The sequence below is a fragment of the Rhodococcus sp. MurmanLake-1 genome (assembly GCF_056945715.1).
This window is the reverse complement of sequence record NZ_JBWZNF010000017.1, coordinates 15,955-37,604: the sequence shown is the minus strand read 5'-3', so window position 1 is coordinate 37,604 and position 21,650 is coordinate 15,955. Positions and strand designations below refer to the sequence as shown.

Here is a 21,650-nt window from a genome sequence, read left to right as displayed (position 1 = left end):
GCCACCACGGTGGCGCAAGCCAGGGTAGGAACCAGCGAGTATTCGACGAAACGTAAAAGTTCAATCGCCCGGTTCGTCGATCTCGTGAAATGACGCGAGCAACAGGCCTCACCATCCGGCGAGTAATCCTGTGGCTCACTTCCAGCCCCACCACGACGGGGTGGCTATCTATTGCAAATTAGCGGTAGCAGATCATCGGCGACAAAAAGTGGTTGTGGCACGATCTGTTCGCTCACCATCTTCGGCTCGATCGAAGGAGGAGCGGGACAGCGGCGGCTCCGGCGGCTTGGACAAGCCACACTCGGAGACGAATAGTCCTGTCCGAAAATGCTATCCGAGGAATCTTTGGACGACAACGGTCCGACCTATGACAGCATTCGCCCATGAAGTCCAGATGCACTGTAGCGCAGTATATGCGAGCTCCAGTACGACTGGATACAAGTTATCGGCAATGAATTTTCGCACTTGGATCGCAAACTCGAAGTACTATCTGGCATTTTGAACGCGGAAATTGGATAGCATTTCGTTGCTGCGGCGATTCTGAGTGGTCAGTTCGGCCGCGCAAGGCCTGCCCTCCGGCTGTGTACTCGCCGGGGGTGGGTCTCTCCAACGCTCGCGCCGCCACGTCGAGTCAGAGACGCTATGGATCCGCAGGCGAAGTGCCTGCCTGATACAAGAGCACCGTATGCAACCACCAATCGTGGTTCGGCCCCATACCCGCGAAGTAGTATCGCTCGTGCACGTTCGCCTTTGCCGGCTCGGCGTGTGCGGCCCGCCTAGGTGTTACTGACGGACGCTGTGGGCGGGCCATCTGGAGAATAAAGAACTCCGTCCACGCGCACAGGAATCGGCGGCCCTCCCACGTCTCCGGCAGTTCGGCGTCGAATCTCGTCGAGAATCTGCTTGTTCGACAATTGCTGCAGCGACACTCTTGTCGGTGACAATGGCACGTTTTCATCTTCAGTCATGAACCCGGCGGCGATCAACACTTCCTGCACCGTCGCATCGAACAACGCTGCGACGCGGCGCAGCACCTGCGGGGTCGGGGACCGCGCGATTGTTGTCCACTGACGCATCTGCGATGGATACACACCGAGCGTCCGAGCTGCTTCCTCTGGACTTTCATAGCCGCGGGCTGCGATTTGGTCTCGAACCCAAGCTGCGAATCCTGAAGCCATGGACGTTATTTTCCCACGGAATTTCTGAACATTCGCGCAGCGAAACAGTTCGAGAGTTTCGCGCTCGGATCAGTTGTACCCGTGCGCTGTCCATGAATTGGGATAGTTCAACACTCAAGTATCTGTGACGCCGCGAAGACTGGTATCGGAACCCTCGGATCCGTAGATTTTCGTCGGCGGCATCGCTCGAACCCTCAACTTCGGGTATGGCGTATGCCCTGCCGACGCGATCTCCCCCCCCAGATAGTCGGCAGGGCACCATAAACGGTGCGCCGCTTCCGCCTCGGTTCTCGGCGCACCCCGGGCCGCCAGCGTGCTGATCACACACTCGCTGGTGGCCCTTCAGGATCTTGAAAATGCCCGACGAGATTGAGTTTTGGCCTTCCCCTCATGCGGTATACCGCTGCCGCGGCACTTCGACGCCGGTAACACGGTCAGCCACGCTGCCCAGTCCCGAGCTGACAGCTCTCGCCTCGACTGCGCCGACTAAGATCTTTCACGGGTCGGGCCCCGGACAGCGAGAGTTGTATTAGCTGATGAAGAACGGTGCATACTGCACGCAATGCCGACGCTGCAGCAGCGTGGTTTACGACGGCCCATGGATCTCGCCGGCCGAACGGCTGAGGCTGCAGCAAGATCACCGAAGTTCCTGTCCTGCGGATGTCATTTCGATCCGAGAGTCGCTCTCGACTTCGTCTCGGGTTGCCACTGTGAGCTCACGCTTCACGCACCCCGCCTAATTGCGGCAGAGGGTGAAGTCGGAGTTGAAAAAGACCCCAAAGTTACGATACGGCTACCGTTGCAGGTATGGTCGGACTGTAAACGCATAGCGCTGCTGTTGTTCGTTTACCAGCCCTGACGGTCCCCTATCTTGTGTGGCCGTCGGGGCTGCCCTGTTACAGAATGAAAAGCCCGGACCTAGTTACCCTTGGCAACTTTCTGCGACCGGAACCTGCAGAATCTAACGGGCCTCGAAACGGAGATGTCGTGAAACGGAAAGCGCTTGGCCTCACAACCGGAGCTCTCGTCATCGCCTTCGTAGCCCGATCACTCGGTTCACTAGCCGCGGCTCAGCCCTTCGGCGTACCTCTCGGGCACCGCCTCGTCCGCTGAAGACCTAACAGAGCCCCCACCTCTACTGTGGGGCCAACCAACTCGGCCCTGTTTATTCGGCCCATCACGCCGTATGAAACAGCAAAAGACGCCCCCACCGAATCCCGGTAGTGGCACCCTTTTTTGCAGAACGGCGAAGCCGCTTCGTGTGAAGATAGTGGTGCCGAACTGGCTGATTCGTTTGTACTGAACCTTCACCCTGTCCCCGGCGGTCCACGGGTAGCTGACTGCAGTTCCGCCGCGAACGTCATAACCCCCGATATCGGAACTGTTATTCACCACATTGCCATTCACGAGGATCCGGATTGCAGACCTACCGTCCTTCGGCCCACCCATCGAATCAGTCCAGTGGGTCACCGCAATCGGCGCTCGCCCCGGCGTCAACTCCCGAACTTTGCTCCAAGCAGACCCGATCGCCCGCTCGATCCTCCTCAACCCCGCCCAGCAGATCCCGGCCACCAGGACAGCAATCGCGGGCACACGCTAAACCGCTCCCCTACAACATAATTGGAAGACTAGACATGGAAACATTCGCCGTGACCCACGCCTTCGACAAGACAAAAGCAGATGCACGCAGCAACCACAGACCAGCGCACAACACCTGGCTCGCCGACCTGTTAGAACGGAACATCGTGCAATGCTCCGGCCCCTTTGCCAGCGGCAACGGCGGACTCCTCATCTTCAAATCAGACTCGATCGAAAACCTCAACGCACTGCTACTGGAAGACCCATTCGCCCAACACAACCTCATCGAGAACACCTCGATAGAACAATGGCGCCCAGTTCACGGCACCATTGGCTCCCCTGCCAACCCCTGATCCCAAGCCCGCTCGGCCTCAACCAGATCAAGTCGAGAGTAAAGCGACTGAGGAGCCGTGAGCGGGACGTCCTCACACTGCTGGGGGAAGGCCTGTCCAATGGTCAGATCGCGACGGCTGCATCTGATGGAGGGCACCGTCAAGGCCCATGTAAGCGCCACCTTGGTCCAACTCCATGCCGATAACCGTGTCCAGGCGGCGATTGTCGCCCACCGGGCAGGTCTGGCCTGACGGGAAACCGGAGGGACGACCGACACTTGGACCGATGTCCCGCACCATGCCCGCACCATGCCGGCGGCGGTTCGGCGCCAGGGTTGGGCGGTGTGACGTCGGCGAGGGCGCGGCGCCCCCTGGCCCGCCTCGTCTGCAGACGAGGCGGCACTACCGCGGAACCGAGCAGGATCACGGTGGCGGCGAGCAGCAGCTGGTTTTCGGCGATGTCTTCGCCCGTATTCGTCGTAGCGAACCTCCACAGGCAGTGCGAGCGAAGAATCGTCGGGTGATCTGATCGCCCGCCCGTAGCCGTCCGCGCAGGACCGGGCCCGAGTCTTCGACTTCGCGGTAGCCGGAGAGCAACCCGCGGGCAGTTGCGCGCTCGGCGGCGACGACGAACACTTCGGCCAACGCCGCGACCCGGTCGGTATCCGTGTCGGCGAGTGCGGTGTGCTGTGACCACCACGCGGGAGCACCGGCGTAGCCCATCATCCACATCACGCGGCTGATCGGTGTTTTCGGTTCCACCCTCACAGTGAGATCATCGATGGTCACGGCCCCGATCTTCTTCGGCGGCGGTCAGTGCGAACGCGCCGGGAATGGTCGTGGGTGTGACCGTGACCAGCCCGGTGGCCGCGAACGGTGCAGCACCCACCCTCCGGCGTCAACGCAACCTGCGGTCGGCACACCAGACAACCGGCACAGCGGTGACCGCATGGTGGCCGCTCGAAAAGGGTCATCATGACTGGATCATTCACCGGTGGTCAGGCTCTTCTCCAGAGCAGCACGACCGTACCGAGCATCGAGATCCACGGTGCCGTCCGAAGACGATCCCGACCGGGGAAACTTGCACGATCACTGCATGGGTTCTCCCGACCGGCTCCCCCGCTCCTGCGCGACACGCTCCATAACTTTGTCGACGTATTCTCTCGGTTGAAAATAATATGTAGACCGGTCTATTATTGGCTTCATGGCATCCAAAGGAGACCTGACAAGGGCACGGCTCGCAGAATCCATGCTCGAGCTCATCCAGACCAGCGGCTACAGCGGGACGGGCCTGAACGCCGTGATCGAACACGCCGCAGCGCCGAAAGGGTCGATCTACTTCCACTTCCCCGACGGGAAGGAAGGCCTGGGCGTCGCAGCGATTGAGCTCGCCACGGAGGCATTCGGGACGCTGATTGCAGAGGCCGCGATTTCCCGGGTCGATGCGGCCGAGGCAGCACGCGCCGCGATCGAGGCCCTGACGACCATCGTCAGCGAGAGCAACTTCCGGCGGGGTTGCCCGGTCTCTGTCGTCACCCTGGAGATGGGCGCGGAGAACGAGCGTCTGCGGCAGGCGTGCGCCGCTGCCTTTGAGTCGTGGATCGCCCTGACAACCGCGTTTCTCGAGGCCAGCGGCGTTGTCCCCGACGAGGCCCGATCCCTGGCGACCGTTGTTGTGTCGACGATCGAGGGGGCGGTCATCGTCTCTCGCGCTACGCAAAACACGCAACCCCTGATTTCGGCCGCTGACATCGTTGCGGAGCTCATCAACCAGCGCTGCCAGACCGTTGGCGGAACGCGATGACTCCACGCGACGTCTCCCGTCACGCCCTGGTCTTCGGGGCCTCAGGTCTGGTCGGTCGGCACCTCGTCCTGACCCTCGCCGAGGCTGGTACGAACGTCACGGCGGCAGTTCGGACCGCCGAGTCCGGGGCCCGTGTCGAGCGATGGGTCAGAGAGCATGGCCTGACGCGGAGCATCAGCACGACGATCGTCGACTTCGACGCTCCTGAAATCGTCGCGGGTGGCCCATCGGCGTTCCCTTTCATCACAGAGATCCACAACTGCGCCGGGTCCTACCGATTCGGAATGACCGCCCAGGAGGCACGCAGCGCGAACGTCGGCATCGTCGAGAAGCTGATCGACTTCGCCAAGGACCTCCCCAACCTGCAGCGCGTGATCCACGTGTCGGGCTACCGCGTCGGCGGACAAGACCCCACAACGGTTCCATGGCCCGACGATCACCGCACCGCGGTTTACAAGGACCTTGGCGCCTACGAAGCGTCAAAAGTGGAATCCGACGCAATCTTCCAGGCCCGAGCCCTCAAGCACGGAGTTCCCTGGACCATTGTCAATCCGTCCAGCGTGATCGGCGACAGCGCCACCGGGGAATCCGACCAGCACATCGGGCTGGCCAGCACAGTCGAGCAGATTTGGAACGGCACCGCAGCAGCGTTGCCTGGAAACGAATCGACGTTTCTCCCGATCGTCACGGTCGACTATCTGGCGGCCTTCATGACGGCAGCTGCGGTCGATCCCGCTGCTGAGGGCATGGCCTACTGGGTTCTCCACGACGACACCCCACCGCTAGCGGACCTGCTCACACACGTCGGTCGGCATCTCGGTGCGAAGGTCCCGCGGGTCAGGATTCCGATCGGCGTCATCAAGCGGCTCCCGCAGCAGATCACCAAGGCCGATCCCGAGACCCTCACCTTCATGTCCGCCGACCGCTATCCGACAGAGTCCGCCGTCGAGTTCGCCGACAGACACGGGATCCTGATGCCCGACGTGCTGGTGTCCCTCGAACGGTGGGCCGACTACCTGGCAGCGCATCGGTTTGGTGCCGTCATGTCCGCCGACCGTCGATTCGTCGACGTCGGCGGCCTGAGGACATTTGAGCTCGGCGTACGAGGATCGAGTCGGGTGATTCTTCCCGGCTTGCCCGTGAACGCGGACACGTGGGCAGAGGTAGCTGCCGGCATCGAGGGGCGGGTCGTCGACTTGCCCGGGCTCGGCCTCAGTAGCGGGGCCGGCGTTCAGGACTGGGATGAGTGGCTGCCGGCGGTAGTAGCTGGTGAACCTGCTGACCTCGTCGGCCACTCCATCGGTGCGGCTGCTGCAGTAGTTGCGGCTGACCGGTTCCCGGCGCAGGTGAAGTCCCTCACGTTGATCGCACCGTTCTTCCTCCAGGCCCCGATGGGTGCCTCGGCCAGACTGAAGCCGCTCGTACGCGCCTACTTGCGACACGCAGACCCGGCACGGCTCTCACGCAAACTGACCGGATCAGAAGCGAGCGCGGATTCTCTCGTTTCCAGTCTCAGTGACCTCGAGCGAAGCAGTTCCAAGAGCGTGGCCGAGCATCTCGCCCGTGCGGGATCGAAGCGGTGGCGTGCTGAACTCCAAGAAGCGCTTAGGCGATTCAGTGGCCCGGTCCGCATCATCACAGGAAGCAAAGACCCAATCGACCCGGCCGCGGTTGCGCAGCTCGAGTCACTTCCGAACATCAAGCTGATCTCGCTGCCGGGTGCCGGGCACCATCCGCAACTAACCCATACCGATGCTCTCGTCGATTTGTTCAAGCACTCCAACTCGGCGACATGCGACTCGAAGCCGCCTTCAACGCCGGGGCCCTCTACGGGCAACAGGCCTTCGACTCCGATGACGCCCGCGCAGGCTTGACCGCGTTTGCCAACCGAGAAACACCACGCTTTCCCGGCCGCCGGCACTGATTCCGCACTCCCCAATGCGGCTGCCCACTTGCTGATCCAGTTCAGCAAGCAGGCACCCGACTAGTTCGCGGCCGTCCGTCTCAACGCCTCACTCGGGGCGTCGGGGCGTAGGGCGCCGCAGTACGTTCTCATCCGGGTTGTCTGGACGAACGCTGCCCTTCCTCGTGCAATGTACTTCTCCATTTCTGCGTCCGGGACGAATCCACCGCCGGTCGCCCAGGCAATATGCGTTGCTTTGCTGAATCGTTCTGAGGTCAATGCGAACAACTCACCCCAGCTCGAAGAGCGCTACGAGTTGGAAGGCTCCAGGGAGGCTGGCTGCTGCGGACGGTTCGATCTTTAACTTCTCGGTGTCGTGGAGCAAAGAAACCATTCCTAAAAGTTGGTTGTCGTCGACGGTGTATAACCCCGGTCAACAGATGGTGGAAACTGTGACCGGGGCGGGCATCGTTCGGCATATTCGTCGATACAACCTTCTCTGCTACCAACAGAACCAGGCGCCCGCATGGACCGGCATGACGCACCACGCGATGCATCTGCCGGGAACGGGTGGTGACAACCGCGGCTCCGCGCCTCGGGGAAAATGACTGCGCAGCGGTCCGTTGACTACTCTCACTTCGGTCAGGTCGAGGATGCTGCGGTGAGAGGCGGGGTGGTGACGGCGAGAATTACCGAGGGCGTGTTCTTCACGACTCCACCCGATTTGCCGCGAGGTAGACATGAACTGAGCAGGGAAGACGTTCTGACTGCGCAGCGTGAGCGGTTGATGATCGCCACGACGGAACTGATGGCGGAGTCGGGCTATCAGGGTGTCGGAGTCCGTCAGATTGCCAAGCGAGCAAAGATTTCGCCAGCCGCGTTCTACGAGTGCTTCCCCGACAAGGATGCGTGCGTCTTTGCCGCGTACGGGCGGTTCATCGAAGTTCTACTCACTCGTATCCGCGAGATCTTGCCCGTCGGCACCTTTGCTTGGGACCGCAACGCCATCTCCGATATCGTCGAGGGCTATCTGAGTGCGCTTAACGCGGACCCTGTTGTCGCCCGGGCATTTCAAGTGGAGATGGACGCGCTCGGGCGACGTGCGCGCAAGCAACGAAGAGCGGCACTGGTCGGGATGTCAGAAGTACTGAAAGCGGAGCGGGAGCGAGCCCCCGGCAATCCGCGAGTTCCGCTGAGCGCTTATGTCGGCGCCGTATATGCAATTCGGCAGCTAGCGTCCGATGCTCTCGACGAGCCGGGAAGCGGGTCGATCGAGTCGCTTTCGGTGGAGGCCGGCGTGTGGGTCGAAGCCATGCTTTCAGCCGTGTCGCACTGAACCGTGCAGCACTGAGCTGTATCGAACTGCGCCTTACCGGGCCGCAAAGTTCCTGGATGGCGCTTCTCGAAGAAGTTCGGCGTGACTTGCGTCATACGAACCTGCATAAAAGAAACCCTTGTAACTTTTATAGCTCGAACAGAAAGACTCCCTCATGATCCTTCGTCGCGTGATCCCCGCGATTGCGGCATCCACACTGCTCGTAATCACGAGCCTCGCCCAAGCGAACGCGGAACCATTCACTGGTTCAACCGGTTCCGTAGGCTCGTTCGGTTCGGCGGGCCCTGTCGCGGCCTGCCCCGAATCGATCGATCCGGCATCGTTCGCCACGGCTGACGATCTGCGCGAACTCAACGCGAAGATTGCCGGCTTCGGTCTCCGTTCGACGGCGAGTGCCGAGCACGAGAGCATGATCGACTGGGTCGAAGACAGCATGCGTGCACTACCAGGCGTCGAGATCGCATCGGACGAGTATCAGATCAAGCGCTGGCAGCCGTCGCCACTGGCGACAGACGGCCCTGGCCGCGACCTGGTGGCGGCCGGCACGCTGGCGGTGCTGCAGCCCGATGCTGCACCCGAAGTCCTTCGGACCGCAGGCGCGGTCCCGTACTCACTGCCTACGGGCGAGGAAGGTCGTACGGCTCCGCTGGTCTACCTTCCACCCGGCACCGCGATCACACCGGAGAACTCAAAGGGGCGCATCGTGATTCGCGACGTCCAGAGCCCAGCAGTGCCGTATGCGACCTTCGCTGCATTCTCTCACTACATGACACCCGACTTCCCGCTGGCGGGTGACTACGAACGCCCATTCACCGCGGCCTTGGAAAACGATCCGCTGGCAGCAGGACTCGCGGGCGCAGCCGGGCTCATTCTCGCGTGGAATGTTCCTGCAGAACAGATTCAAGGCTACTTCGACCCCCACACCGGCACGCACTTCACTGTGCCCGCGGTGTGGGCAGGCGTCGACGAAGCGGTCCGCCTCAAGCAGTTGGCAGAATCCGGAACCGAAGCGAAGATCTCTGTTCTGGCGGACGTCGACACTGCTCCTACCCGAAACCTGGTCGCCACGATCCCGGGGCAGAGCCCAGAAAAGATCGTGATCAACACCCATACCGACGGGGCGACCTGGGTGCAGGAGAATGGCAGCGCCGCAGTGTTGGCACTTGCGCAGTATCTTTCGCGTCTGCCGCTCGAATGCCGTCCGCGTACCTATGAGTTCGTCTTCGCCAGTGCACATCTGCACATGTCGCAAGAGGGAACGGATCGATACGCGAGCGAGTTGGACAAGGAATACGACGGCGGATCCGTCGCCTTCGACTTCTCCGTCGAGCACATGGGCACGCGGGAGATTCTGCCTGTCGATCGAACGGACGGCCCCGGTCAACGACTCGAATTCACCGGGGCGGGTGAGCCGTACTCCTGGTTCGCCGGAACGGAAAGTCCAGCACTGGTCAACGCATTGGTAGCAGCGGTCAAATCTCATCCCCTCGACCGAACGGCAGTTCTGCGGGGCTTCGACAAGCCGCAACCGGCCCGAGTGCCCATGTTCTGCAGCTTCGGCGGCCTCGGCACAAGCTTCCACAAGCGACTGATTCCGACCATCGGAGGAATCTCCGGACCGTGGTCCCTGTGGGCTCCGTCGTTCGGCGCCGACGCGATCGACTTCGAACGGATGCACCAACAGACGCTGGTCATGGGTGACACGCTGCTCGCCCTCGACAGTACCCCCCGTGAGGAACTCGCGGGTGGCTATCCGGCGGAACGAGCAGCGCGCGCGGCCGGTGCACAGACATGCCCCCACCTACTGCCTCCGGAAGACGCACCCACCTCGTGATGACGTTCGTGGGAAGGCCACCGCATCATGACTGTCAAAAGAATGTGACGGGACGCTGGTAACAAGGGTGGGTTGGGTAGGAGGATTTCTTACCCACCCCACCTTTACGAGAATGTCTAGATCGAATTCCGGGCGCAAGCTGGACCAATAACGCCCGTTCACACACAGCAGCCGCTTGGTCGGCAATCATGCACTGCTGCAGAGAACCGTGTACGACGGCAATACGACGACATAGCCTCCGAGAAAACGATCCAACGCCGAAAACCTCGACGCATCCGATCTCACCATCGACCGGCCGCAGCCTGGCCGAGTAACGCGGGCGGCTTTTCGGCCACCAAAGCCCTTCTGGGGTTGGTCCGTTAACGTCGGTGATGCATTGAGGTGTCGGGGCCAACGCCGTTTCTGAGGCATCGACGGATGAGACAACGCCACTCCCCCCAGCACGAACCGATATCGGAAGGTCCCGCAGGGGCTTCGGCGTTCTCTTGGGTGGCCGGACCTAGATCCTTCCTCCGGTTGCCGAACTGTGATGGGTCCCAGAAACCTGGCTCACCCTTTATCTCTCCATCGGAGCGTGTCTGCGTTTCTGACAGTCATCCCGAGCGCAGTTATGTGTATTACCTGTGGGGTGGTGGCACCGATCATGTGTCGAATGTGCAGGGAGGCGCACTGGCGAAGGTCGGCCGCGACCGAGCGAAGAATGATCGCGGCCGAACTGCTCGACATGCTGGAGCCGACAACGATCCTCCGGCTAAGGAGAACCTCCTGCTTCAGTGGTGGGCAAAACCTACAGAACCAACCAATTTCATCCACTCGGGAACTTTCTGTGGTTGTGGTGCATCTGATTGTCGACATCAGCGAAAGGGTCGCTGCGTCACACCACAGCGAAAGGGACTTCTGCGATGGCTACTCCGAGCGGCACCTCCTCGAATCCTCAGATCACGGGCAATCCTGAGGACGCCCATTTCACTGACAGCGGCGCGGACACGGCGGCCCCTTCAACAGTTCCGGGATCGGGTTCCGGCGCCGAAGGTGGCTTCGGCTCGGCGCGCGACCTCGACGGCGACGGCATCGTCGACACCATCGAGATCGATCTGGACGGTGACGGTGACGTCGATCAGATCACGCACGACGTCGACGGTGATGGAGTCGCAGATGTCGTGGAAACATCCACTGCAGGAGATGGACGTTTCGACGTGATCGATATCGACAGCAACAGCGACGGATACGCCGATGTCACCCAGATCGACGTCGACAACGACGGCCGCATCGACGGTGTCGTCCTCGACGCCAACTTCGATGGTCTCGCAGACGAGGCGGACTTCGATTCCGATGGCGACGGCCGAGTCGACACCGTCATCGTGGACACCAACGATGACGGAATTCTCGACTTCGCGGGCATCGACGTGGACGGCGACGGCTTCGCCGACGAGTTCGTCACCGATCCAGGTCAGACCGGTCAGTGGAATCCGGTACCCGATTTCACTGATCCCGCCGAGACCCCTGACACCGCGCCACCAGCTCCCGACGCGATAGATCTCTGACTGAAGTCTGATTTCGGTTTCGCTGTTCTGCAGGGCAATTCGTTATTCGCACTTCGGTGCCGACATCTGATGGGAAAGACATGGACGAGAATTTCGGCACCGACCTCGCCGACACCGATTACGCCGGCGACCCGACGCCGACCGATGACGGGGCCGATGTCCTCGGGGACAGCGCCGGGATCGACATGCCTGCGATGCCCACCATGTGGGACGACGCTCCGGACGCGGTACCTAGTCCGAATGAGATGCCAGCCATGCCTACGATGACTGTCCCCGAACTCGACATAGACATCGAACCGTCGCCCGAGCCACCCGCTCCCCCGCCTCGTGACGATGCCTCACTTCCCGATCCCGCCGAGGCACCGGCACCAGAGACCGACGGAACCCCGAGCCCTGACGACGGAACATACGGAACGCCCACCGCATGGACGGCGGATTGGTTTTACCAGGAGGTCGACGGATACTGCGGCCCGTCGTCCGTCGCTCAGATCGTTTCCGAATACACGGGTCTCGACATCAGCGACCCGCAGCAGCTCGTCGACCGTGCGCTCGAGCTCGGTTTGTTCCCGAACGGTGATCCGTCGCAGGGGATGACGTCGAAGAGCATGGAAATCCTCATGGAGGACCAAGGGGTGCCGTGCCATCTCGAAACCAGTTCGATCAGCGATCTGGAAGAGAAGTTGTCCGACGGGTATGGGGTGGTTGCGATGGTCGACTCCGGTGAGATCTGGTATCCCGGTGAGGAAACCGTCGAAGACGACACCCCGGATCATGCGCTTGTAGTCGCCGGAATCGATACCGAACGTGGCGTGGTCATCCTCTCCGATCCTGGCCATCCGGATGGGAATCAACTCGAGGTCCCCATCGACAGGTTCGAGGATGCGTGGTCAGACTCCGGGCATGAGATGCTCGTCGCCGATGCGCCGGATGCCGACCTTGCCGATTCCGCGGTCGATCCGACCGTCGCTGCGTTGGCTCCGAGGCCGTGGGCGATCATTACCCTGACGCATCGATGACTCACCGCACGCAGGCCGCGGCCGAATGATCAGAGAAAGTGAGATCCACAATGTCCGGTGACGAAGGCAGTCTGTTCGACGATCTCGGCATTCCACGCGAGTCGTTGCTGCCGGAACCGCCCGAAGACGTGTGGTCCGCGGCTCTCGTGCATGCGCTCGACCCTGACAGCGCCCCTACCGACGACACACTCGCCCCACCGATGGACGACACCGTGAGCCCCGGAAACGATGTTGACTACATCGGGACGTTCGACGACGACACCGTGAGCAGCGACAGCGGTGGTGCTCATCCGGACCTCGAGTACTTCGGAGACGTCGATGTCCCCGACGACAGCGACGACGAGGACATCAACGATGACATCGATCTCGGAGACGGCATGTGACATCAGCGCCGCCCACGGTGTCAGCCACCCGGACGTCTCTCACGCCGACTGAATCCTCACAAAAAGGACAGGTGATCGGCCGTGTCATGCCTGGGCAACCTGGGGCATATATTCTGACCGCTGACCAACCGAGGGGACCGATGGACGACACTGCGTTACTGCAGCTGTGCCGCGAAGGCGACAGCCGTGCCTTCGGTGAATTGGTCGGCAGACATCGCACCCACGCGTGGGCTGTATGCCTGCAGATCACCGGCAATCATCACGACGCCGAGGACGCGTTCCAGGACGCCATCACCGCGGCCTGGCAGAACCTGCACCGCTTCCGGGGAGATGCGAGATTCAGCACCTGGCTGCACCGCATCGCCGCGAACGCCGCCCTGGCAACAATTCGACGGCGTACCCCAGACCCGACTGCACCGGACGATCTCGTCGAGCTGCACGACCCCGCCTCGCTGACTGCAGACCGCGTCGCCGACGTCGACGCTGTCCGTACGGCCCTTGCTGAGCTTCCGGAAGATTTCAGGGTCGCGATCGTGCTCCGCGAATTCGCTGAACTTTCCTACGCGGACATCGCCGAACACCAGGGTGTCGGCATCCAGACAGTGAAAAGCCGCATCAACCGCGCCCGGAAACAACTCATCACCGCGCTCGCGCCCACCCGCTGACCGCCATTTCGCGACGAGGGCTGTCCCTGCCCGAAGAATCCTCGCGCCCGGGTCGGATGTACCCGACTAGCTCGGAGCAGCGGCACCGCGATGATCGTCATGTCGATCTGTGTCCGGGCCTTTCGGGTGTTCTGGCTAGGACAAACAAACGGGTCGACGGCATCGATGACTAATGAGGTTTCCCTCTATCTTCGTTCACTGATCAACCGTTGAAGGCGATGCCATTGCACTTTTGGCACACCACAGCATCTCAGCTGCCGCGAAATCTGAAGGACGGTAGGGTCTTTTGCCCACACCCCGCGTGCATCACCGTGTCACTGAGGCAGCCTCACGCCTCATCCGGAGCAGCTGTGACTGTGTAACTTTTTCTCGGCACCCATGGTGCCCGGCGGCAACGCAGAGCCCTCCCCCCGAATAGTTGAGGCTGTGTCGTGGCGGAGGTCGACTCCCATTCGTCACCCCCCAAGTGGGTCTGTGCCCCGTCACCTCGAAAACAATATCCGGCGCACACCTCTCAAGGTGTACACCGGATATTGTTGCTGTAGATGCTATTTCGCGGATTCGAGGATCTTGTACTGCGCAGTGGTCATCTGGTGGACCTTCGTCTCGTCGTCGAGAGCACTCATTTCACCGAGGTACCGTCCTTGGTGGACGATGCAGTAGTTGTACGTTCCTTGCGGACTGTCCTTGGTGAAGCAGGCCGCGTTCGGGACACCGGGCGGGTTGGCGGATGGAGAGAATCCTTCGGAGTCGACGATGTCTCCTTTGAACAAATCGAACAGTGTCGCTGCACCCTCAGCGCTTTCGGACCGATAGACATTACTTCCCGAACGTGCCATTAACGTCGTGTCTGATTTGTCCATGAAGTCCAGCGTCAATGTCGGATTCGTTGAGAAGTGCGCCGACCCACGGGGCCCGTAGACGGCATCGGAGCTGGTAGTGCGGTTGCCGTCGTCCTCCGGGATCGTCAGCGCCAACACCTTGTCGATGTCCATCGGTAGCTCGGCGAACTTGTCGGCTGCGGTCGCGGGGAACTTGTCGATCATCGGACCCTGTTGTTCGAGAGCTTTCGCGGTGATCTGCGCCGTCCAGTCCTTTTCTGCGATCGGAGCGCTGGCCCAGGTGTAGATGATGTACTGCCCGTGCGGGGTGAACGAATTCGAGCTGAACGTACCGTCGGAACTCTCGCGAGTGGTGGTCAGTGTGTCCGGCAGGATGTCGATGCTCGTAGATACCCCTCCCGGCAAATACTCGCTGGGAAGCGCGTCATCGGCGGACATATCTACCGCTGCCCGTTGCGCTGATTCGGCGTCCGGGAACCGGAGCACAGCGTGCACGATGGACTTGTCCGCCTTCTTGTCCTCATAGGAGCGGGAGGTAGAGAACCCGGTCAACATGCCTTCGCGTTCGGCGATGTCCGGCGACTTACCTGTCAGAAGGACGCTCAGTGCGCTGCCGGATTTGATGACGTACGTCGACATCCCCACTGGACCTGTCAGCAGCGGGTCGAGTTCGGTGGGGAGCACGACGAATTCGGCCATCCGCTGCCCTTCGACGTAGCGGCCGGAGTTGACGCTGGTCACGGTCCCGAAATCTGCTTGAGGAGTGGTGCGGTACGTTCCGGGATCCATCTCCCCAGGTGCGGCGCCCTGGGCAGCGACGGTCGCGCTGCCTCCGCTCTCACTTTCGGCGTTCGCCTGGCCTTCGCTGGTGCTCGAGCATCCGGTCACCAACACGATTGCCGCTACGGTGGCCACCAAGGGCGCAAAGGTTTTCGCGCGCATCTTTCCCTCTCTCAGAACTGTCATGTCCCCACTCATTTCTGCGTGATCGACCTGAACCGGCCGAACCGACCAGGTAAGGAACCTCGACAATCAGATGGGATGGCGGTGGGTTTTGTTCCCACAGCCTCGAAATTTGTTCATCTGCTTCGATGATGTCTCTCGTGGAGAGCGCTCATCCTTGCTGCCCGTCGACTGGCAGGCCGATATCGGATTCCGCGGATCGTCCGAGGCGGGCGTTGTTGCGTTCGTCGAGCACTCGGTCGATCACAGATGTCGAGATGGGGAAATCCGGGCCTTCTGCGGTGCGGATATACGCTCGGATGTCAGCCAACATCGCCAACTCTTCATCGCAGCGATCAGTCATATGGGCAGTATGCAGCAGGGATCTGCCATCGACGCCGTCGCGGAGGATGCATGAGAACACAGCCCTGCCCAGCGCCTTCTGAATTGAGGTGGGGATCCGTTGCGCGGCGAGTGTGATCCGCGTTCGTCAGGTGTTTGATCACTCGCCTGGACGTGGCTGCTGAAGTTCGTTCGGATTTCGTGGGAACTTTCCGCGCGCTGTGCGCATCTGACTTTGTGAATGCACCGCACAAACTGTGCGCTCACCTCGGATAAGGTTTTGTCCGCGAGGCGGACCGCTCGCTTCCAATGGTGGGCGGTTGGGCGATGACACGTCGCACATCGGGTGGGACGAGCGATGGAGGGGGCAGAAGGTGGCGGAGTCCGGCGAATCTTCCGTTGCCGCAGCGGATGCTGGCAGCGACATGAGCAGCCAGACAGAATCCACTTTGGCCGGTGCGACGAAAATCCTGCGCACGTACGGCTTCACGGCGATAGCCGATGCCGCGGCTGCGAAAACTTCCGGCGGGCACGATCAGCGGACCGTGGTGGTGATCGGCGAGGTCAATCGAGGTAAGAGTTCCCTGGTCAACGCTCTCGTCGGAGTTCGGGGCGTCTCGCCGGTCGATGTCGATGTCACCACGTCTGCAACGATCTCGCTGGTGCCCGCTGGTGCTGAATATCCGCCAGGTTCGGCGGATCTGGTGTTCCCCGGCGCGGTGCGCCGCATCGGATTCGATGAGGTCGCGGACTGGGTCAGCACCAGTGGGCGCCATGTCGCCGACACGCAGGGCGAGGTGCTCCCGACCCGGGCGATCGTGCCCGTTTCCTCCCCTCATCTGCAAGGTCTCGTCGTAGTCGACACCCCCGGATCCGGTGGCCTCGATGCAGTCCGTGCGCAGCTGTCGGTGCAGTCGGCGCAGCAGGCCGGTGTCATCGTGGTCGTCTGCGATGCAACCTCCCCGCTGACCGCACCGGAGATGGAGTTCATTCGAACCTGCACTGCGACCGTGGAAGCGGTGATCGTGGTGGTGACGAAAACGGACAAGAATCTGCGCCGGTGGAAACCGATCGTGGAAGAAAACCGCCGCCTGCTTCGTACTCATCTGCGCCGCACCATCCCCGTGGTCGGGGTCTCGAGTGTGCGCGCTCTCGCGGCCGCCGACATTGCAGATCCGATACGCCGAGACGCCGTCGAGGACGCCTCCGGGATCACCGCTCTCCGCACCCTCATTCAGAGCTCACTAAATTCGGACCACCGCGCCCAGGTCGACGGCCTGCGGACCGCGCTCGAAGGGTTGCGGAAAGTGCACGCGAAGATCACCGCGGACATCGCCGTCACCGAAGAAGGCGCCGGCGCGCTACCGGAATTGGAGGCGCAGCGGGACCGGCTCACCGAGCTGAAAGCGCAGTCGACGCAGTGGGAGCAGTACCTCGGCCGAGACCTCGTCTTCGCCCGCCAAGCTGCCTTGACGAGCCTCGAGGAACAACTCGACGGCGTGAAATCGAAGTGGACAGACCGGATCAACTCCTCCGGCATGGAAGTACTGCGCAAGAATCCGCAGGTGTTCACCAGTGAGATCGAAGCGGATCTCCTTGCCGCGATGACCGCGGCGGTGCAGGTGTTCCTCGATCAGCTGCGGGGCATCGTGATGCCGCTCTTCGATTCCGAAACCGTATGGCAGAGCATTGAAGTCGATGTCATCGCCTCCATGCAATCCGACCCCCTCACGACCGGTCAGGTCGGTAGCAAGAAGCAAGGCCTACTCGACCCGAGTGTGCTGACAATGGGCATGATCGGTACCTCGATGCTCGGCGCTCTGATCGGAGTCGGGGCGATCGCCGGCGTCGTGTGGGTCGGGGTGAACCTCGGCTACAAAGCGATGCGAGCAGGAAAGACGAACCTGCTGACATGGCTGCGAGAGACCGTGGCGACCGCGAAAGTCAGTACTTCGCGGATGCTCGAGGGGGCGTTGGCGCTCTCGCGGCCAGAAATTGTGATCCGCTACCGCGAGCACCTGCGCACCAGCATCGACGGGGTGCAGCAACAGATGACCGACGCGAAGGAAGCTGCACGTCTGGACGGCGCGACGCGTGATGCGACGCTCAAGCGCCTCAACAACAACTTGCGAGTGGTGACGGCGCGATCCTCGGAAGTGGAGAACCTCATCACCCGACTGTCCACGCCCACATCAGCATCCGCACCGGCCACAGCGGTGTCCGACTCGGAGAAGGCGACGATTTCATGAACTCAACGCTCGCATTCGTCTTGATTGTGCTGGTGGGTGCCGGAGGCGTCGCCGCCGGCTGGATGCTGCGCACCGCCCGAACACCCGCCACCGCCGACCATGACAACGGCGCCGGGTATGGCCCACGTGTTGTCACCGCGCCCGCACCTGCTGCGGTCCCACACGGGAGGTCGATAGATGCGGATCGGCGCCTGGTCAACTCTCTGATCGGTATCCACGACCTCGACGGCGGCATCTCCGCCCGTGAACGGATCCGCGAAGACCTCGCGCAGGTAGACGTCCACATGCTCGACGCCACCCCTGGTGCCCTCTTCGACTCTGCGCACCACAAGGCAGTCTCCGGCGCGGTCGCGGCCACCCCGGAGCAGGTAGGCACCGTCGCTGCCCTGGTCCGGCCCGGCTGGGTCGGCCCCGCTGGGATCATCCGGTTCGCCGAAGTCGCTGTCAACATCGCGCCGACGGACCCGATGCCCGTATGAGTACGTCGTACCCGCCGAATCCCGCGCAGTTCGACCGGCAACAAGCGGTCCGCACTGCTCTCGACCGCGGCCTGCACTCCCTCGCCGGACTCGGTGGGGATCTCGTCGATCACGCCAACCGCATCGGTGCGATCTTGTGGTCGCCGCCGCGGGTGGTGATCGTTGGCCGCCTCAAGGCAGGTAAATCAACACTGGTCAACGCCCTGATCGGGGCGCCGGTTGCTGAAACGGCAGCACTGGAAGCAACCAACGTCGTTACCGTCTACCAAGCGGGGGCACCCTCACGTGCCGAACTCGTCGACCTCGACGGTGAGCACCGCCCGATCCCACTCACAGCCGGTACCTCCGTAAGCCTCGATGCCGATGCTGCGGACATCGCCTACGTGCACCGGCACCTGCCCACACAAGCACTGGCCAACCTCACCCTTGTCGATACTCCCGGCCTCGCGACACTGACCGTGGAGAACGAAAACCGCACCAGGGCCGCGTTGATCGACGGGTTCGCCCAAACCCGCGCCGCGTCCGTCGACGCAGACGGTGCCGTGTTCCTCTTCGACAGCGCCCCACGAGCCGACGAGATCGAATTCCTGCGCGAACTCGGGTTCACCCCACTCAACACCCTCGGTGTGCTCTCCCGAGCAGACAGTTTCGGCGAAGGCGCACTGGGGCAACGTAACCCGATCGAACACGCGCACACTCACGCTCAGAAGCTCGCGCAGCGACTGGCGCAGTCGGTGGCCACCGTGGTGCCGGTCGCGGGTCTCCTGGCCGAGAGCAGCCACACCGGGCAGGTCTCCGAAGCCGACGCCATCGCCCTGCACACCCTCGCATCGGCGAACACCTTGGAGTTGATGGACCTCCTCGAATCGGAAAGCCCCGAACAGCTCGGGCCAGTGATGCGCGATCGCCTACTCGATCTGCTCGGCGAATACGGCGTCCTCGGCGCCCGCACCGTCGCGGGGCAGGGCGCGCACGCGGTGAATCAATGGCTCACCGAACATTCAGGGATCACGCAAGTGAAGCATCTGCTCGAGAGTGCACTACAGGATTTCGCGGCGCTGCACCGCGCCGATCGGATCCTCGCCGAACTCGACCTCCTCGCCGTCAATCACCCTGCCCGCGAACACATCCGCACTATCACCGACTGGGTACGCAACGATCCGGCGATGCACCCTGTGCTGCTGTATCGAGCACTGCGCGGGATGCTGCTCGCTGACCCGCACGCGCCCGTCGTCACCGAACTGACACGACTACTCTCCGGACGGACCGATGCCGAACGCCTAGGCGTGCACCCCGAGACCAGCCCAAGTCAGCTCGCCCACCACGCCGGGGAACGACTGGTTCACGTTCAGCGGCAGGCGATTTCCACACGCACCGCCGCAGAGGACGCAGCTTTGGCGGAACTGGTGCGCACCTACACGAGCATGCGGAGGCAGGCATGAACACACCCCACCACAACCCACTGGCGGCACCCCCGGCGACAGAGTGGGTTCTGGCAGTCGACTTCGGAACCTCCAATACTGCTGCCGCGCACACCGGAATCCGCTCCGGCTCACCAGAAACATTGCCCCTGACGCACCAGGGCAACCTGATGAGCTCGGCCGTATTCGTTGAATCACCGACCACAATCGACGTCGGCGACGTCGCCCTGAACCGGGCCGAAACGAACCCAGCAGCGTTCATCCCCTCCCCCAAACGCGTCGTCGGCCAAGGCATGGTGCACGTCAACGGCTACGACATCCCCGCCTCGTTGCCCGTCGCTGCAGTCCTGCGGTTCGCCCTCGATCGAGCGACCGGAGTACACCGCGGCCAACCACCGGCCAGACTGGTTTTGACTCATCCCGAAGGATGGTCGCCGCGCGAAATCGAGGTTCTCCGCGAAGCGGCCGCAGCCCTGGGCTACCAGAACGACTCGGTCGTAACAGTGTCCGAGCCTCGTGCGGCCGCCCATTTCTACACCCGCACCGAACACCTCACAAAGGGCGCGAAGATCGCGGTCTTCGACTTCGGCGGTGGAACCCTGGATGTCGCCGTCCTCACCGCCACCAGCGCCGACACCTTCGAGGTCATCGCTGCACGCGGTGACAACAGCCTCGGCGGAAAGAACCTCGATGCGCTCGTGCGCCGCTGGATCGATATTCAACTCCAGGACGAGAACCCCGAGCTGCTGCACTTTCTGCGGACCGCCGCACCGGCCCACATCCTGCGGACCCTCGACGACTCCATCCGCCGCGCCAAAGAACTCCTCTCCTCCACCGAGTCCGCGACAATCTCCGTAGTGGACAGCCGACACGACCGCCGCGAAACCCTCACCCTGACCCGCGCCGAGTTCGAATCGATCATCGCTCCGGAAATCGAGCGCGCCGCAACCTTGACCCATGCCGCTCTGGTGGATGCAGGGTTGACCGGATCACAAGGGTTGACAGCGCTGTACCTGACCGGCGGCTCGTCCCGAATCCCACTGGTGCAGAGCCGAATCGCCGCACTCGGTCCGATCGCCACTCTCGACGATCCGAAAACAGTAGTCGTTCAAGGCGCACTGATCGCCACCGCACGATCGTCTGATGCAGCGACTGGCCCTTTTCCGTCGATCACTTCCGCTGGTGCTGGTGCAGGTGAGCAGTCGCACACACGAGGAACATCGTTCGGGGAATCCGCCCGCACCGGCAGCGTTCCCACTCACGACTATTCGCACAGCTCGCAGTCCTCGCCATTCGAGGCCGCGGGCACCCGCGCGTCGCAGTCGTCGCGGTCCCGCTCTCGCGGTGTCCTCATCGGTGCAGGAGTACTCGTCGTACTCTGCGCTGTTGGAGTAGCGGTATGGCTGTCAACCTCGTCGAACAACGACCCCACCACGCACAACGCCTCGCCCATCCGCACGGTGAACACCGCGCCCGGCACCGCTGACGACATCACAGCGGTCCAGGACCGGACCACCGAATACCTCGCCGCCGTCAGTGCCGGGGACAAAGCCGCCGTCGAATCCATGCGATGCGCCGGCTACATCGCCGTGACAACGACCCCCGAGGACACCCCCGCAACAGGCACTCTGACGATCACGGTCAAGGAATTCATCTCCTCGAACGTCGTCGGCGACAACGCCTCCGTCCGTCTACGGATCATCACAGAAAAAAATGGCACCACCGACGAAGGCGTAGTCCTGGTCGAATACGTCCGCGAAGACAGCCAGTGGATGTTCTGCTCCGTCACCGACCAATAACGC

At 62.2% G+C, this 21,650-nt stretch carries 17 protein-coding genes; 13 read left to right on the top strand and 4 right to left on the bottom strand.

Annotation, left to right across the window (positions count from 1 at the left end; translation table 11 throughout):
• Nucleotides 1-776 precede the first annotated feature (776 nt).
• On the bottom strand, nucleotides 777-1,178 hold the full coding sequence (locus AC2ETI_RS29270) for a transcriptional regulator (protein WP_030003037.1): 402 nt from the start codon (nucleotides 1,176-1,178) through the stop codon (nucleotides 777-779).
• 1,634 nt (nucleotides 1,179-2,812) lie between these two features.
• Between AC2ETI_RS29270 and AC2ETI_RS29265 the strand changes: the two genes are divergently transcribed.
• Nucleotides 2,813-3,109, top strand: coding sequence for a YciI family protein (locus tag AC2ETI_RS29265; RefSeq protein WP_030003039.1), 297 nt, complete (start codon nucleotides 2,813-2,815; stop codon nucleotides 3,107-3,109).
• Nucleotides 3,110-3,511: 402 nt separating this feature from the next.
• Here the strand turns inward: AC2ETI_RS29265 and AC2ETI_RS29260 are convergent, their stop codons facing one another.
• A complete protein-coding gene (locus AC2ETI_RS29260; protein WP_144440172.1) occupies nucleotides 3,512-3,877 on the bottom strand; it encodes a 5-methylcytosine restriction system specificity protein McrC in 366 nt (121 codons plus the stop codon).
• A 415-nt stretch (nucleotides 3,878-4,292) separates the two neighbouring features.
• Here AC2ETI_RS29260 and AC2ETI_RS29255 point away from each other — a divergent pair, with 415 nt between their 5' ends.
• The 8 genes from AC2ETI_RS29255 (at nucleotide 4,293) to AC2ETI_RS29220 (ending at nucleotide 13,573) form a co-directional block, all read left to right on the top strand.
• Nucleotides 4,293-4,892 (top strand): TetR/AcrR family transcriptional regulator, encoded by a 600-nt coding sequence (locus AC2ETI_RS29255; protein ID WP_030003040.1) that lies wholly within the window; start codon nucleotides 4,293-4,295, stop codon nucleotides 4,890-4,892.
• Nucleotides 4,889-6,766 carry an alpha/beta fold hydrolase gene (locus AC2ETI_RS29250; protein WP_244891543.1) on the top strand — a complete coding sequence of 626 codons (1,878 nt, stop codon included), beginning with the start codon at nucleotides 4,889-4,891 and terminating at the stop codon, nucleotides 6,764-6,766. The genes AC2ETI_RS29255 and AC2ETI_RS29250 overlap by 4 nt, the downstream gene beginning before the upstream one ends.
• Nucleotides 6,767-7,471: 705 nt before the next feature.
• Entirely contained in the window at nucleotides 7,472-8,131 is a 660-nt protein-coding gene (locus AC2ETI_RS29245) for a TetR/AcrR family transcriptional regulator (protein WP_051636682.1), read from the top strand.
• 154 nt (nucleotides 8,132-8,285) lie between these two features.
• Nucleotides 8,286-9,965: a hypothetical protein gene (locus AC2ETI_RS29240; protein WP_051636646.1), complete on the top strand. Its 1,680-nt coding sequence runs from the start codon at nucleotides 8,286-8,288 to the stop codon at nucleotides 9,963-9,965.
• 902 nt (nucleotides 9,966-10,867) lie between these two features.
• Nucleotides 10,868-11,509 (top strand): hypothetical protein, encoded by a 642-nt coding sequence (locus tag AC2ETI_RS29235; protein ID WP_051636647.1) that lies wholly within the window; start codon nucleotides 10,868-10,870, stop codon nucleotides 11,507-11,509.
• An 80-nt stretch (nucleotides 11,510-11,589) separates the two neighbouring features.
• Complete coding sequence (locus AC2ETI_RS29230; RefSeq protein WP_051636648.1) at nucleotides 11,590-12,525, top strand: C39 family peptidase; 936 nt, start codon at nucleotides 11,590-11,592, stop codon at nucleotides 12,523-12,525.
• A 38-nt stretch (nucleotides 12,526-12,563) separates the two neighbouring features.
• A complete protein-coding gene (locus AC2ETI_RS29225; RefSeq protein ID WP_144440171.1) occupies nucleotides 12,564-12,908 on the top strand; it encodes a hypothetical protein in 345 nt (114 codons plus the stop codon).
• 140 nt (nucleotides 12,909-13,048) lie between these two features.
• A complete protein-coding gene (locus AC2ETI_RS29220; RefSeq protein ID WP_030003048.1) occupies nucleotides 13,049-13,573 on the top strand; it encodes an RNA polymerase sigma factor in 525 nt (174 codons plus the stop codon).
• 548 nt (nucleotides 13,574-14,121) lie between these two features.
• Here the strand turns inward: AC2ETI_RS29220 and AC2ETI_RS29215 are convergent.
• Nucleotides 14,122-15,381 carry a DUF7373 family lipoprotein gene (locus AC2ETI_RS29215; protein ID WP_030003049.1) on the bottom strand — a complete coding sequence of 420 codons (1,260 nt, stop codon included), beginning with the start codon at nucleotides 15,379-15,381 and terminating at the stop codon, nucleotides 14,122-14,124.
• 148 nt (nucleotides 15,382-15,529) lie between these two features.
• Nucleotides 15,530-15,721, bottom strand: coding sequence for a hypothetical protein (locus AC2ETI_RS29210; protein ID WP_030003050.1), 192 nt, complete (start codon nucleotides 15,719-15,721; stop codon nucleotides 15,530-15,532).
• A gap of 403 nt (nucleotides 15,722-16,124) precedes the next feature.
• Between AC2ETI_RS29210 and AC2ETI_RS29205 the strand changes: the two genes are divergently transcribed.
• The 4 genes from AC2ETI_RS29205 to AC2ETI_RS29190 are packed head-to-tail and all read left to right on the top strand — an operon-like array spanning nucleotide 16,125 to nucleotide 21,647.
• Nucleotides 16,125-17,948, top strand: a complete 1,824-nt coding sequence (locus AC2ETI_RS29205; protein ID WP_051636684.1) for a dynamin family protein — start codon at nucleotides 16,125-16,127, stop codon at nucleotides 17,946-17,948.
• The gene (locus tag AC2ETI_RS29200; protein ID WP_051636649.1) at nucleotides 17,945-18,427 is read left to right on the top strand and encodes a hypothetical protein; all 483 of its coding nucleotides are present in this window, start codon (nucleotides 17,945-17,947) and stop codon (nucleotides 18,425-18,427) included. The genes AC2ETI_RS29205 and AC2ETI_RS29200 overlap by 4 nt, the downstream gene beginning before the upstream one ends.
• Nucleotides 18,424-19,869, top strand: coding sequence for a GTPase (locus AC2ETI_RS29195; protein WP_030003053.1), 1,446 nt, complete (start codon nucleotides 18,424-18,426; stop codon nucleotides 19,867-19,869). Before AC2ETI_RS29200 ends, AC2ETI_RS29195 begins: the two co-directional genes overlap by 4 nt.
• Nucleotides 19,866-21,647 carry an Hsp70 family protein gene (locus AC2ETI_RS29190; RefSeq protein WP_051636650.1) on the top strand — a complete coding sequence of 594 codons (1,782 nt, stop codon included), beginning with the start codon at nucleotides 19,866-19,868 and terminating at the stop codon, nucleotides 21,645-21,647. The genes AC2ETI_RS29195 and AC2ETI_RS29190 overlap by 4 nt, the downstream gene beginning before the upstream one ends.
• The last annotated feature ends 3 nt before the right edge of the window (nucleotides 21,648-21,650 follow it).